This window comes from Novosphingobium resinovorum, from assembly GCF_001742225.1.
In the GTDB taxonomy this organism is placed as follows: domain Bacteria; phylum Pseudomonadota; class Alphaproteobacteria; order Sphingomonadales; family Sphingomonadaceae; genus Novosphingobium; species Novosphingobium resinovorum_A.
Map to the genome: position 1 here is coordinate 841,487 of NZ_CP017077.1, position 13,218 is coordinate 854,704.

The 13,218-nt window shown below is 63.5% G+C and carries 10 protein-coding genes and 2 pseudogenes; 9 read left to right on the forward strand and 3 right to left on the reverse strand.

Going from position 1 to position 13,218, the window contains the following annotated elements:
• Positions 1–50: 50 nt before the first annotated feature.
• On the reverse strand, positions 51–1,286 hold the full coding sequence (locus BES08_RS28940; protein WP_008833617.1) for an MFS transporter: 1,236 nt from the start codon (positions 1,284–1,286) through the stop codon (positions 51–53).
• Positions 1,287–1,559: 273 nt separating this feature from the next.
• Here BES08_RS28940 and BES08_RS28945 point away from each other — a divergent pair, with 273 nt between their 5' ends.
• Together BES08_RS28945 and BES08_RS28950 are read left to right on the forward strand one after the other, a co-directional pair.
• On the forward strand, positions 1,560–3,704 hold the full coding sequence (locus BES08_RS28945; RefSeq protein WP_069710104.1) for a TonB-dependent receptor: 2,145 nt from the start codon (positions 1,560–1,562) through the stop codon (positions 3,702–3,704).
• Between the two features lie 201 nt (positions 3,705–3,905).
• Positions 3,906–5,810 carry a glycoside hydrolase family 3 protein gene (locus BES08_RS28950; RefSeq protein ID WP_008833615.1) on the forward strand — a complete coding sequence of 635 codons (1,905 nt, stop codon included), beginning with the start codon at positions 3,906–3,908 and terminating at the stop codon, positions 5,808–5,810.
• Positions 5,811–5,824: 14 nt separating this feature from the next.
• Here BES08_RS28950 and BES08_RS28955 read toward each other — a convergent pair whose 3' ends face one another.
• Both BES08_RS28955 and ligK read right to left on the reverse strand, forming a co-directional pair.
• Positions 5,825–6,859 carry a 4-oxalomesaconate tautomerase gene (locus tag BES08_RS28955; protein WP_008833614.1) on the reverse strand — a complete coding sequence of 345 codons (1,035 nt, stop codon included), beginning with the start codon at positions 6,857–6,859 and terminating at the stop codon, positions 5,825–5,827.
• A gap of 79 nt (positions 6,860–6,938) precedes the next feature.
• Complete coding sequence (gene ligK / locus BES08_RS28960) at positions 6,939–7,613, reverse strand: 4-carboxy-4-hydroxy-2-oxoadipate aldolase/oxaloacetate decarboxylase (RefSeq protein WP_008833613.1); 675 nt, start codon at positions 7,611–7,613, stop codon at positions 6,939–6,941.
• 98 nt (positions 7,614–7,711) lie between these two features.
• Here ligK and BES08_RS28965 point away from each other — a divergent pair, with 98 nt between their 5' ends.
• The 7 genes and pseudogenes from BES08_RS28965 to BES08_RS28990 all read left to right on the forward strand — a co-directional run bounded on the left by BES08_RS28965 (position 7,712) and on the right by BES08_RS28990 (position 13,165).
• Positions 7,712–8,875, forward strand: a complete 1,164-nt coding sequence (locus tag BES08_RS28965) for a LysR substrate-binding domain-containing protein (RefSeq protein ID WP_037522464.1) — start codon at positions 7,712–7,714, stop codon at positions 8,873–8,875.
• 67 nt (positions 8,876–8,942) lie between these two features.
• The gene (locus tag BES08_RS28970; RefSeq protein WP_008833610.1) at positions 8,943–9,800 is read left to right on the forward strand and encodes an NAD(P)-dependent oxidoreductase; all 858 of its coding nucleotides are present in this window, start codon (positions 8,943–8,945) and stop codon (positions 9,798–9,800) included.
• 3 nt (positions 9,801–9,803) lie between these two features.
• A complete protein-coding gene (locus BES08_RS28975) occupies positions 9,804–10,829 on the forward strand; it encodes an amidohydrolase family protein (RefSeq protein WP_008833609.1) in 1,026 nt (341 codons plus the stop codon).
• A 689-nt stretch (positions 10,830–11,518) separates the two neighbouring features.
• A pseudogene (locus BES08_RS28980) lies at positions 11,519–11,944 on the forward strand (tyrosine-type recombinase/integrase); the annotation flags it as partial.
• A gap of 4 nt (positions 11,945–11,948) precedes the next feature.
• Positions 11,949–12,374: pseudogene (locus tag BES08_RS28985) on the forward strand (IS91 family transposase); the annotation flags it as partial.
• A gap of 156 nt (positions 12,375–12,530) precedes the next feature.
• The gene (locus tag BES08_RS33445; protein WP_156800046.1) at positions 12,531–12,863 is read left to right on the forward strand and encodes a hypothetical protein; all 333 of its coding nucleotides are present in this window, start codon (positions 12,531–12,533) and stop codon (positions 12,861–12,863) included.
• Positions 12,864–12,934: 71 nt separating this feature from the next.
• Positions 12,935–13,165 (forward strand): hypothetical protein, encoded by a 231-nt coding sequence (locus BES08_RS28990; protein ID WP_231958416.1) that lies wholly within the window; start codon positions 12,935–12,937, stop codon positions 13,163–13,165.
• The last annotated feature ends 53 nt before the right edge of the window (positions 13,166–13,218 follow it).

The following is a 13,218-nucleotide window of genomic DNA, read 5'->3' on the forward strand; positions in this document are numbered from 1 at the left end:
GGCACAGGAAGGATTTCTCGCCGAACTGTCAATGCCATTGGATCCCGAACCTACGCGTGCACCAGTTCGATGCGCGGCACGACAAGGTGCAGCAAGAGCGTCGCGGCAAGGTAGGCGACCGAGGCCACTGCGAACATCGGCCAGTAGCCGTGGCCGTTGGTCAGCGACCATCCGGCGAACTCTATCATCGCCATGCCGCTAAGGTTGCCCGCAACCGAACTGAGCGCGGTGACGGTGCCCACGCGCTGCAGCGGCACGATGTCGGCGGTGAGGCCGAAGATGTTGGTGACAAAGCCGTTGTGCGCGAATAGCGCGACCCCGATGATCGCTGCCGCCGTCCATGCGCTGCCGACGTGAAGTGCCAGCGGCAAGGCCAGGATAAGGACGGAAAACAGCAGCATTGACGACTTGCGGGCCGCGTTGACCGACAGCCCGCGCCGCAGCAGTGCCGGGAACAGGCCGCCGCTCGCCAGTGCTCCCAGCGCGGCCATCGCATACGTCAGCGCCACCGGCCCGCCGATCTCGGTTTGGGTCAGTCCGAAGACCTTGCTGAACAGGTCCGGGATCCAGAACAGCAGGAACCACCAGACCATGTCCGCCAGCGCCTTCGAGCCTGTGATCGCCCAGGTCCGCCGATCGGTGAACAGCGCCTCCCAGTCCACGCCGGCTTTCGCATCACCGGAGGTCGCGGCTGCGGTGGAGTGCAGATGACGCGTGCCCAGCAGCCAGAACGCCACCCAGATCACACCGAGTCCGCCCGTCAGCAGGAACGCTGATTTCCACCCGAACGTCACCGCAACCACCGGGATCACCAGCGGCGTCAGGATGGCTCCAATACTGGGCGCGGTGGCGATCACGCCAAGACCGAAGGAGCGTTCCCTGAGCGGCAGATACTGTGCCGTCGCCTTGACCGTGGCCGGCCCGGACACCGATTCCCCCAGCGCCAGCGTCACGCGTGCCATAACGAACTGGGTTACGGTTGCGGCAGCGGTATGCGCCATGCCCGCAAGGCTCCAGACCGCCACGGCCCAGCCATAGGCGATGCGTACGCCGAAACGGTCAACGAGCCAGCCCGAGAACAGCACCGACGATGCCATCGCCAGACTGAACGCGGAGCCAAGGTGCGCAAAATCCTCGTCGCTCCAATGGAAGGTGGCTTCGAGCGTGGGCTTGAGCAGCGCCAGCACCTGGCGATCGACATAGCTCAGCACGGTCCCGAAAAAGACCAGCGCGATCAACACATAGCGTCTGCGTGCCTGCGCTGCGGCGTCTGCATATTCTCCCAAGGCCGGTTCCTTAATTCTTTGATGCGGGGGCCTGTATCCACGGCCTGCCGCGGCGCCGCCTCCCGTTGGACCATGCATCCGCAGCTAAAAGAAGGCGGCACTCTCGTCAACATTTACGGAGTCCCAAATAGCGCGATTATTGCCTGTATTCGGGAGTTTTTCATTCAATAAGCAAACATTCGGGATCCAAATTGTTGACCAGAAAGAATCACTCCCTTAGCGGTCGGCCCCGTCAGATGGAGCCGACCAGCGCTCATCAGGGAGAGAAAATCTATGACAAGGTTCAGGGCGTCCCACGCCGTCAGCACCCTCGCATTGATCGCCGCAACGCCGTTCGCCGCACATGCGCAGGAAACCGCCACACCTGCCGCACAGGAGGCCGACGGCGGCCTTCAGGAAATCATCGTCACCGCCGAAAAGCGCGAATCGAACGTCCAGAAGACCGCGATCGCGATCGACGTCGTGACTTCGGACAAACTCGCCAAGAACGGCGTCGCCAACATGGAATCGCTGCAGGCGGTGGCACCGGGCATTCAGTTCGGCCAGTCGGGTGCGAACACCATCGTCACCGTGCGCGGCGTATCCGGCCGCGATACCTCCGAGATCGGCGACCCCGCCGTCGCCATCAACATGGATGGCATCTTCCTTCAGCGTCCCGCCGGCATGAACGCTGCGTTCTTCGATCTCGACCGCATCGAAGTGCTGCGCGGCCCGCAAGGCACGCTCTACGGCCGCAATGCGACCGGCGGCGTCATCAACGTCGTGTCGAAGCGCCCCGAACTGGGCGACTTCGGCGGCTATGCTGCAGTCGATGCCGGGAACTACAACACCATCAACCTCGAAGCCGCGGTCAATATCCCGGTCGGCGACACCATCGCCATCCGCGCTTCGGGCATCCGCCGCGAGCGCGACGGTTTTCGTGACGTCGGCAACGGCCAGCGCGGGGACGACGAATACTCGCGCGGCGGCCGCCTCCAGGCGCTGTTCAAGCCCAACGACAGCCTGAGCGTTCTGCTCTCGGGCGGCTACCTGAAGCAGAGCGGCTTCGGCCCGGTCCAGGCGGGCTACCCGACCACCCGCGCCGAGCCGCCGACGGACTGGGACGAGGTTAAGACCATCCCGCTCAACTTCAAGAACGACTACGACCTGACCCGCAAGACGCTCTCGGCGCAGCTCGACTACGACTTCGGCCCGGTCAAGGCGACCTACCTGTTCGGCTATGTCGGGGTCGACAAGGACCAGACCTTCGACAACGACGGCACCGCAACCAAGTCCTACGTCTTCCGCGCGGGCGAATTCTCGGACGACACCAGCCACGAACTGCGCCTGTCATCGAAAACCGGTGGTCCGTTCACCTGGCAGACCGGCCTGTACTACTACAATCAGGATCTCGCGGTTCGCTCGCAGAACTACGTCAACCCGAATGGCAACGTGGTCCTGCTTCGCGACTACCACTATGACGTGCAGGTGAAGTCAAAGGCCGCCTTCGGCCAGATTTCCTACGCCTTCACCGATCAGTTGAAGGCGAGCGCGGGAATCCGCTGGTCGCAGGACACCAAGACCCGCACCGGCTATGCTTACAACGGCCCCAGCCTTGCCAATCCGCCCGCGACGCAGCCGGTACTGAACTATGCGCCGACGGACGACCGTTCGCGCGACAGCGACGTATCGTATCACGTCGGGCTCGACTATCAGGCGACGCCGGCCAACCTCGTCTATGCCAAGGTCGACAAGGGCTACAAGTCGGGCGGTTTCACCTCGATCAACGCCTATGGTCCGGAAACCGTAATCGCCTATGAAGTCGGCTCGAAGAACCGCCTGCTCGGCAACACGCTGCAGTTGAATCTCAGCGGCTTCATCTACGACTACAAGGACCAGCAGGTCAGCCAGACCACCAACCAGGGTGTGCAGGTGCTCAACGCGGGCAATTCCCGGGTCAAGGGCATCGAGGCGCAAGTTGAGTGGAAGGCCAGCAACGCGGACTCCATCGACCTGTCGATCAACTGGCTCGATGCGAAGTTCAAGAAATTCGCGGTCAACACCGGCGGCGTCAACGTGGACCTTGCCGGCAATCATCTGATCCAGGCGCCCGAATGGTCGCTGTCGGGCGGCTACCAGCACGTCTTCGAACTCGCCAATGGCGGCGACATCACGCCCCGGGTGCAGGCGACCTATCGCTCAACCTCATACCTGACGTTTTACAACAGGGCGAACGACCGCCAGAAGCCTTACGAGACGGTGGATGCAAGCCTCACCTACACCGCGCCTGAAAACGCCTGGAGCCTTCAGGCGTATGTGCGCAACCTGACCAACTCGGTGATCCTCACCGGCGCCAGCATCGGCTCGTTCACCGGAACGAACTTCTACCAGTTCGCCGCCCCGCGCACCTACGGCGTGCGCCTGCAGGGCAAGTTCTAAGCTCTCCTCCTGCCGGCCCGCGACAGCTCCTCCTGTCGCGGGCCGGATTTTCCTCTTTCCCTTCCCCTCACAGCCGTCCACCACGGCACTCTGACGGACGGCGGAAAGCAGACTCTTTCGATGATATCGACACGGCATCGGTTGCTTCTTGCCAGCACTGCAACGCTCGTGGCGTTGGCCGGAACCTCAAAAGCAGAGGTCTTGCCCCGGCAACCGTCCGTCGAGGCACACCGAAAGCCCGTCCTGAAGATCGACGGGCTGCGTTTCCACGATCTCGATGGCGACGGAAAGCTGACTCCCTACGAGGATTGGCGCCTCTCGCCCGAAAAACGGGCCGACGATCTCGTCGCCCGCATGACGCTCGCGGAAAAGGCCGGGACGATGATGCACGGCACCTTGCCCGGCGCCGGTGGCGCGCTCGGCCGGTCGGACAGCGGCTATGATCTGGACCGCGCTGCCGCGATGATCCGCGAACGGCACGTCACCAGCATGATCACCCGCCTGGTGCTACCGCCCGCAAGGATGGCGGCGCAGGACAACGCCGTGCAGGAACTCGCAGAAGCGACGCGCCTTGGCGTCCCGGTGACGATCAGTTCCGATCCGCGCAATCATTTCCAGAATGTCGTCGGAGCCAGCGAGAACGCCGCGGGCACCACCCAGTGGCCCGAGACGCTCGGCCTCGCCGCATTGCGCGACCCGGCGCTGGTCGAACGCTTCGCGACCATCGTGCGTTCGGAGTACCGCGCGGTTGGTATCCATCAGGCGCTCTCGCCGCAACTCGACATCGCGACCGAGCCGCGTTGGTCGCGCATCACCGGGACCTTCGGCTCCGATCCGGCGCTGACGAGCACGTTAGGCGCGGCCTATGTGCGCGGCTTCCAGGGTGGCGCTCACGGCCTTGCCAACGACGGGGTGATGACCGTGGTGAAGCACTGGGTCGGCTACGGCGCATCGATCGATGGGCTGGACGGGCACAATTCCTACGGTCGCTTTGCCCGCGTCGGCGACAAGCTGAACTTGCACGTCCAGGCCTTTCACGGAGCGCTCGATGCCGGAGCAAGCGCTGTGATGCCTGCCTACACGACCCTTCCCGGCGCGATCGTTGATGGCCAGCCCGTCGAGCCGGTCAGCGCCGGCTACAGCAAGGTACTGCTGACCAACCTGCTGCGCGGCAAGCTCGGCTACAAAGGGATCATCCTCAGTGACTGGGCGATCACGCTTGACTGCGACACGCGCTGTAGCGCGCCGAACAAGGACGCGCCGCAAAGGCCCGAGGACATTTCCACTGCCTGGGGCGTCGAAGACCTCAGCGTCGAAGATCGCTACGCGCTGGGCGTCACAGCTGGGATCGACCAGTTCGGCGGCACCGATGCGGTCGAGCCGCTGCTGGCAGCAGTGCGCAACGGCAAGATCACTGAGGCGCGTATCGACCAGTCGGTGCGACGTATCCTGATCTCCAAGTTCCAGCTCGGCCTGTTCGAGAATGCCTACGTTGATCCGGCGGGGGCCGGGACAGTGGTCGGTGCCGCGCGGCCCGAAGCGGAAGCAACGCAGCGAGCGGCGCAGGTTCTGCTGCAGAACCATGGCCTCATCCCGATCCTAACCAAGCGCAAGGTGTGGCTGCTCGGGATGTCGGCGCAAGCCGCACAGGCCGCCGGGCTGGAAGTGGTGGGCGATCCTGCAGAGGCGGACTTCGCCGTCATCCGTGCGGACACCGCGCACGAGATGCTGCACCCCTATCACTTCTTCGGTAGTCGCCAGCACGAAGGCCGCCTCGACTACCGCGACGGCGATGCCGCCTACGAAGCTCTGAAGCGGGCAACGGCGGCGGGTACACCCACGCTGTTCTCGATCTTCATGGACCGTCCGGCCATCCTGACCAACGTGCAGGACAAGGCTGCGGCAATTCTGGTCAACTTCGGCGCCAGTGACGCCGCGGTACTTGATGTCGCGCTCGGCAAGGCAACTGCGCGTGGACGGCTGCCATTCGAACTGCCACGGTCGATGGCCGCCGTCGAAGCACAGGATCCTGCGTTGCCGGATGACAGTGTCCGGCCGCTCTACCCCTACGGAAGCGGCATCATCACCAGGCCCCTCTCACGCTGACGGCGTGGGGGGGATCAGCCGAAAACGACCCCATCCATCAGCTTGCGCGCCGTGCGCAGCAATGCGGCGCTGGTGACCGCGCCATTGTCGTCGGTTTCAAGCACGCAGGTCATCTCGCCGGTCGGGTGTTCGACTGAGAGGGTCTTGCGCGTGCCTGCAGGAACGTGCGCGACTTCGGCAGCAGGCGATCCTTCGAGCAGGCAGGCCGTCGCCACCGATACCGCACCCAGCACGCCAATGGTGGCATGGGCGCGATGGGGAATGAAGCTGCGCACCGTCACTGCCCCGCCGTTCTTCGGCGGCGCGACGAGCATCATCTTGGGCACCGACTTGTCGGTAACGTCGCTCAGGTTCATCCGCTCACCCACGGCCAGCCGGATCGCCTCTATCCGCGCCTTCAATTCGGTATCGGCATCCAGCGTCTCACGGTCTTCATAGCCGGTGACGCCCACGTCCTCGGCCTTGAACACCACGCAGGGCATGCCGTTGTCGATCAAGGTGACCGGCACCCCGGTCACTACATCGACCGCATTGCCGGTAGGCAGCAGCGCTCCGCATGAGGACCCCGCGGTGTCGCGAAATTCCAGCGGCACCGGGGCATGAGTGCCCGGAACGCCGTCAATCGCGGCATCACCTGCATAGGTCACGACACCGCCGGGCGTCTGCACCGTGGCCACCGCGACCTGCCCGGTGTTCTCCATATAGATCGCCACCCGCGTCTCATCGCCGGTCGCGGCCACAAGGCCGCGCTCGATCGCGAAGGGACCGATCCCGGCAAGGATATTGCCGCAGTTCTGCGCATCGGTGACGAGGGCCTTGTCGACGAAGACCTGCAGGAACAGGTAATCGACGTCGATCCCTTCGCGTGCGGATTTCGCCACGACGGCGACTTTGCTGGTCAGCGGATCGGCGCCGCCCATGCCGTCAATCTCGCGCGGATCGGGCGACCCCATGACGCCCAGCAGAAAGGCATCGCGCGCCGCCGTGGCGGCAGGCAGATCGTCCTTCAGGAAGTAGCCACCCTTGGACGTTCCGCCGCGCATCCACATACACGGAGCGCTGCCAAAAAACTTTGTGCCGGCCCTTCCGGGCCCAGAACCGGTTCCCACTTCTGCTGAAGGGTCCGGGTCAGACATACCTCAGCCCTTCCTTCTCCAGACGCTCACGCATCTTGTACATATCCAGGCCAAGGACGCCATTCGCCAGCTTCTCACGCTTTTCGCCTTCGTTGGCTTCGCGGGCCTGCGCGGCGGCAAGCACTTGGGCGGCTTTCTCGCGCGGGACCACGCAGACGCCGTCGTCGTCAGCGACGATCACGTCGCCCGCCTGCACGGCGGCATTGGCGCAGACCACCGGAACGTTGACCGAACCCAGCGTGTTCTTGACGGTGCCCTGCGCATAGACTGCCTTGGACCAGACGGGGAAGTTCATCTCCGTCAGATCGCGCACATCGCGCACACCCGCGTCGATGATCAGGCCACGGCAACCGCGCGCCTGCGCACTGGTGGCCAGAAGATCGCCGAAGTAGCCATCTTCGCAAGGGCTGGTCGGGGCGAGCAGCAGGATATCGCCGTCCTTGAGCTGTTCGATAGCCACATGGACCATCCAGTTGTCGCCCGGCGCCGCGCTGATCGTCACTGCAGAGCCTGCAATCCGCGCCCCGCTGTAAATCGGGCGCATATAGCTGGCGAGCAGGCCGGTGCGGCCCTGCGCTTCATGGACGGTGGCAACGCCGCACTTGGCGAGACCGTCGATCACGGCCGGGTCGGCGCGCTCGATGTTCTGGACGACGATACCACTCATGACATGCACTCCTAGTTTTGTCCCGAGATGGCGAAAGCGCTGCCGAACCGGAAAGAGAACTTTGGAAAGTGCGATAGGATTTGGCTAAGAGTGGCTGCATGGACATCTGGAGTCTGAACCTTCGGCACCTTCATGCGGTGGAACGAATTGCCGGTCTGGGATCGGTCAATGCCGCTGCGAGCGCCGTCAACCTCAGCCAGCCCGCGATAACACAAGCGCTGAGGAGGCTGGAGGACATGCTGGGCCTGCCCCTGTTCGAGCGGCGCCATGACGGAATGATCCCGACGCGCGCGGGCGAGATCCTCAGCCCCCGCATCGCCGCTGCGCTGACGCATGTACGCAGTCCGCATGTCACGATGTCACGAATGCGGGCAATGCTGGCCGTGGCAGAGACGGGCAGTTACACCAGCGCGAGCCAGGCGACGGGGCTGTCCGTGCCCTCCATCCACCGCGCGGTAGGCGATCTGGCGCTTGCGCTGCGCCGAGCGCTAGTCAGCCGCCGGGGCAAGTTTGCGATCACCACCGATGCGGGCAATCAACTGGCGCGCGAATTTCGGCTGGCCCAAGTCGAACTGGAAACGGGACTGTCCGAAGTCATGGCCCTGCGCGGGCATGAGACGCGGCGCATTGCCATCGGCGCCATGCCGCTATCACGCGCGCGCATCCTGCCCGCCGCCGTCGCCCGCTTTCTGGCGCGCAGGCCGCAGGTCCGGCTCACCATCGTCGAAGGATCGCGCGCCGAGCTTGTCGAGCCGCTGCGCAGCGGCGTGATCGACGTCATGGTCGGCGCCCTGCGCGAACCGCTGACCGAGCCTGACCTCGCCCAACATCGCCTGTTCGATGACGTTCCGGCATTCTATGCGCGGCACGGCCATCCCTTGGCGGGTACATCGCCCGCCGGTGCGGACATGGCACGGTTTCCTTTCACACTGGCCCCGCCCGGAACCCCGTTGCGTGAAAGTTTCGAAGGTTATTTCACCGACCTTGGCCTGCCCTTGCCGCCGGTTCCGATCGAGTCGGGGTCCGTGATGATGATCCGACAGGTACTGATGGGCACGGACTTCATCGCCCTGCTGTCCCCCGATCAGGTGTCGGTGGAAGTCGAAGCCGAATGGCTGCGCCCCCTCGCCCGCCTGCCCGAACGCTTCGCCCGTACAATCGGCATGACGACCCGCGCATCGCTGCTTCCCACTGAGGTCCAGTCGGAATTCTTCGCCGATCTCAAAGCGGCGGCGCGCGAATGCGGCATCACGCAAAATTAGCACACGGTTATAGCCCTTCGCCAGTTCCGATTTGCTGCACGAAAGACGCGCCGCCACCTAGAGCGGTATGAGAGGAACAATAGCCCTGATCGGCTTCGGAGAGGCCGGATCGACATTCGCCCGCGCCGCTGCATGGGGATCGCAGGCCGCAGCCTTCGACAAGGCCGCCGCCCGTCGCGCCGTGATCGACGAACTGGGCGTGACGTCCTGCGACGGCGCGGCGCAGGCGCTCTCAGGCGCCGCTCTCGTCCTGTCGCTGGTCCCTGCCGATCAGGCGCTGAATGTCGCCCGCGAATGCGCCGGGCTTATCGCACCCGAAGCCCTGTTCTGCGACATGAACTCCGTCGCCCCCGGCACCAAGCGAGAGGCCGCCAGCGCCTTTGCGGAGGCTGGCAAACGTTATGTCGACGTCGCCGTGATGGCTCCGGTCAACCCGGCGCACATGGCTGTGCCGCTCAACATTTCCGGGCCTGACGCGGCGGAGGCGGAAAGCCTTGTGCGCGAAGCGGGCTTCACCAGAACCGCTGTCGTCGGCGATGCGATTGGCCGTGCTTCCGCCATCAAGCTGGTGCGTTCGGTCATGGTGAAAGGCGTGGAAGCACTCACCGCCGAGATGATGCTGGCCGCCCATGCGGAAGGGGTGGCCGATGCGGTCCTCGCCTCGCTCGATGCCAGCGAGAAGACGAATTCCTGGCCGGAACGCGCCGATTACAACCTTGATCGCATGCTGATCCATGGACGACGCCGCGCTGCGGAGATGGCCGAGGCCGCGCAGATGCTGCGCGATCTGGGGATCGACCCGCTCATGACTAACAACACGGTCGCCCGCCAGCAGGCGCTTGGCGATCTTGCAATCGAACCACTACCGCAGGGCTTCACCGCAAAGCTCGCGGCAATTACTGCCATATCCAAGGGAGAAAGCTGAGCCATGTCGCTCGTTATCGACTGTCACGGTCACTACACGGTGCTGCCCAAGGCGCACGACGCCTGGCGCGAGGCCCAGATCACCGCGTTCAAGGCTGGAGAACCAATCCCCGCCTACCCCGAAATTTCCGACGCGGAAATTCGGGAGACGATCGAGCAGAACCAGCTGAAGCTCATCAAGGAACGCGGCGCCGACCTGACGATCTTCAGCCCCCGCGCCTCGGCCATGGCGCACCATGTCGGCGATCAGGCGATTTCCGAGGAGTGGGCCTTTCACTGCAACAACCTGATTGCCCGGGTGGTCGCGATGTTCCCCGAGACGTTCGTGGGCGTCTGCATGCTGCCCCAGTCCCCCAAGGCAGACCTAACGGCTTCGATCAAGGAACTGCGCCGCTGCGTGGAGGAACTGGGCTTCATTGGCTGCAACCTCAACCCCGATCCGGGCGGCGGCCATTTCGAGCACCCGCCGCTGACCGACGAATACTGGTTCCCGATCTACGAGGTCATGTCAGAACTGGACGTGCCCGCGATGATCCACGTTTCGGGTTCGTGCAATCCGGCGATGCACGCCACCGGCGGCTTCTACATCGCGGCGGACACGGTGGCGTTCATGCAGTTAATGCAAGGCGACCTCTTCGCGAAATTCCCGAAGCTGCGCTTCATCATACCGCACGGCGGCGGCGCGGTGCCTTATCACTGGGGCCGGTATCGCGGGCTGGCCGACATGCTGAAGAAGCCCAGCCTCGACGAATACATTATGAACAACGTGTTCTTCGACACCTGCGTCTATCACCAGCCCGGCATCGACCTGCTGGCCGACGTGATCGCCAACAAGAACATCCTGTTCGGCTCGGAGATGGTCGGCGCGGTGCGCGGGATCGATCCGCAGACCGGGCATTACTTCGACGACACCAAGCGCTATGTAGATGCGCTGGACATCTCGGATAAAGAGCGCCACGCGATCTTCGAGGGCAACACCCGCAAGGTCTTCCCGCGCCTTGACACCAAACTTATAGAACGCGGGCTATAATCCAAAGATACCCTGCCGACACAAGCCGACGTTTAGACGCTGATTTTCGCCGCCTAGGTGCGGCTTGTCGGATTTTCACAATCTTGATGCCAAAGACTAACAGATTTCGATTATTCCGGTTATCAGTGGGCAATTGTGGATACTGTCGGTTGGTCCGCTACCCCGGCCTAAGAGTTCGCTCTCGTAAAAACGAAACTACGGTACGGATAAAAACTGGCCGGTAGTCGATTGTGCGGTCCAGGGCGAGGTAACAGGGGTAGCTGACACTGACTTAGAGGCGGCCGCCGCTAGCAGACGACCAGAGCCGGTCGCTCATATCAGTCGGTGAACGCCTTGTCCTGACGGAAGCTGTCATAGGGCATCTCGCGTGGTGTCGAAGAAGTTAGCTTCATCGCGAAAGAACAGTGTCCACAGTCGAGCTCGGTGGTTGAGCGGCGGCCGGCGCTTAAGTCGGCTGACCGACGAACAGAACGCCTTGGACTTCCTCGCATGTGCCGAGCGGCCAAGAGGTCGCCAGCCGTGCCGAGTTTTTGTCAGTTCTGTTTCCGCTTGCCGATCAGTGCGTCGATAATGATCGAGCTGAAATTCAAGAGCGCCATCATTCCGCTCACGCGCATCAATCGGCAGACGGGCGCGCCCTATGTCCGCCCGAGGGCCGTGACTGTCTGCAATGACCAGCAGGTTGCGACCGCGTCGAGCAGGGCGAAGGACGCAAGGACCGCAACGCCATGCTCTCATCGCACCTGCTGGACTTGCTCCGTCAATGGTGGCGCGAAGGCAAGCGGCGCAGAGTGATGCTACCTCATGGCTGGCTGTTCCCCGGCCGCAGCGGCACGGATCCGGTCTCGGCTCGCCAGTTGCACCGCGACGTGCGAGAAGCAGCCGAGCGCGCCGAGATCCACAAGCGGGTAAGCCCGCATACACTGCGCCACTCATTTGCCACTCACCTGCTCGAGCAAGGCGTCGATATCCGGGTCATCCAGATGCTGCTGGGACACGTGAACATCAACACGACCGGCATCTATACCCAGGTCTCGAGCAAGACGATGCGGGCGGTGGCCAGCCCGCTCGACCAGATCGTGGCCGTGATGGAAGGCAGGGCACCTCCCGGTTGAGCCGGTGCGCACCTCACTCGAGGTCGCCGATATCTTCCGGAGCAGCGGGCCGGCCTATCGCGCGGCCCATGCCGGGCACCTCAGCCTCGGCCAGCTCAAGGTCATGACGGCCATCGAGAACTGCCGTACCGCCGCGCTGGGCGGTGACGTCGAGGCCTGCGACGACTGCGGGCACTGGCGGGTCGCCTACAACTCGTGCCGCAACCGACACTGCCCCAAGTGCCAAGGCGCCGCCGCGCGCACCTAGCTGGCCGCGCGCGGGGCCGACCTGTTGCCAGGCGGCTACTTCCACGTCGTGTTCACCCTGCCTAACGAGATCGCAGACATCGCCTTCCAGAACAAGGCGGTGGTCTATGACCTGCTGTTCCGCACAGCCGCGGACACGATGCTGATCATCGCCGCCGATCCCAAGCACCTTGGCGCGCGGATACCCGTCCGAACCACCCCAAAGCCGCTTTACCCATAGACCAGCGCGTGGGGCCCGCGGGTTCCTGCACTGGAGGCTTTCGTACGCAAGCGCCCGAAACTCTTCACAAAAGTGGTCGCCAAACGGGTGATGACGTGTCGCCATTATCTGCCGTTCGTATTGGCCGATAAGCTCGTGGCAGGGCTCCGTGTCGGTCAATTGGGATCGGCTGTTTTCTTCCAAAATGAGAAGAAAAAACCTTGCTTTGGGATGCCCCGGGGAACAAAATGTGTCCCAGCCGCTTTTGAAAAATTTTCTAAGCTGCTGAAAATGCTCGCTTTGGTGAGCAGCACCCGTGCGTACGGTGCATTAACAAACGGCCCTGGCCGTGCGTCCCTGCTTCGCAGCGGCTTTCCGCTGCGCCTGCCTCGTGCCGGCAGGCGCGCGGCGCCCCGAAGGGGCATCTTCGTTCTTTTTCGGCATTTTGCCGAGCCTTTCATTTTTGAGGTGTGAGACTGCCGGCAATTACGGCATCATCACTGCGTGGCGGGCGTGCCTCTCGGTGAGGAACAACAATGCCCAGAATGACTGATCGTGAAAAGCTGGCCAAGCTCGAAGCCGACCAGCGTAGCCTGGCCAGCGAGGCCGAAGCGGTACGCAAGGCACTACGACGACATTACGGTGAAATAGCCGGTGAGTTGGCTGTCGAGACGCTCTCCGAACGGGAGTTCAAGGACGTACTCACGCTCGCTATCCGGATCGGCGGGACCAAAGCTGTTACGGCTCTCAAGGCTGTGCCGGCGGCATCTCCGTGACAGTGAGAATTCGCCGGAACGGCGTCCCTGCGACGAGCACGGCGATAGCCGCG

What these genes read in the sequence shown, in the direction of transcription:
- BES08_RS28945 (WP_069710104.1), top strand. Translation starts at nt 1,560, where the DNA reads ATGACAAGGTTCAGGGCGTCCCACGCCGTCAGCACCCTCGCATTGATC.
- BES08_RS28955 (WP_008833614.1), bottom strand. Translation starts at nt 6,859, where the DNA reads ATGTGGATGCGCGGCGGAACGTCCAAGGGTGGCTACTTCCTGAAGGAC.
- ligK (WP_008833613.1), bottom strand. Translation starts at nt 7,613, where the DNA reads ATGAGTGGTATCGTCGTCCAGAACATCGAGCGCGCCGACCCGGCCGTG.
- BES08_RS28965 (WP_037522464.1), top strand. Translation starts at nt 7,712, where the DNA reads ATGGACATCTGGAGTCTGAACCTTCGGCACCTTCATGCGGTGGAACGA.
- BES08_RS28970 (WP_008833610.1), top strand. Translation starts at nt 8,943, where the DNA reads ATGAGAGGAACAATAGCCCTGATCGGCTTCGGAGAGGCCGGATCGACA.
- BES08_RS28975 (WP_008833609.1), top strand. Translation starts at nt 9,804, where the DNA reads ATGTCGCTCGTTATCGACTGTCACGGTCACTACACGGTGCTGCCCAAG.
- BES08_RS28990 (WP_231958416.1), top strand. Translation starts at nt 12,935, where the DNA reads ATGACTGATCGTGAAAAGCTGGCCAAGCTCGAAGCCGACCAGCGTAGC.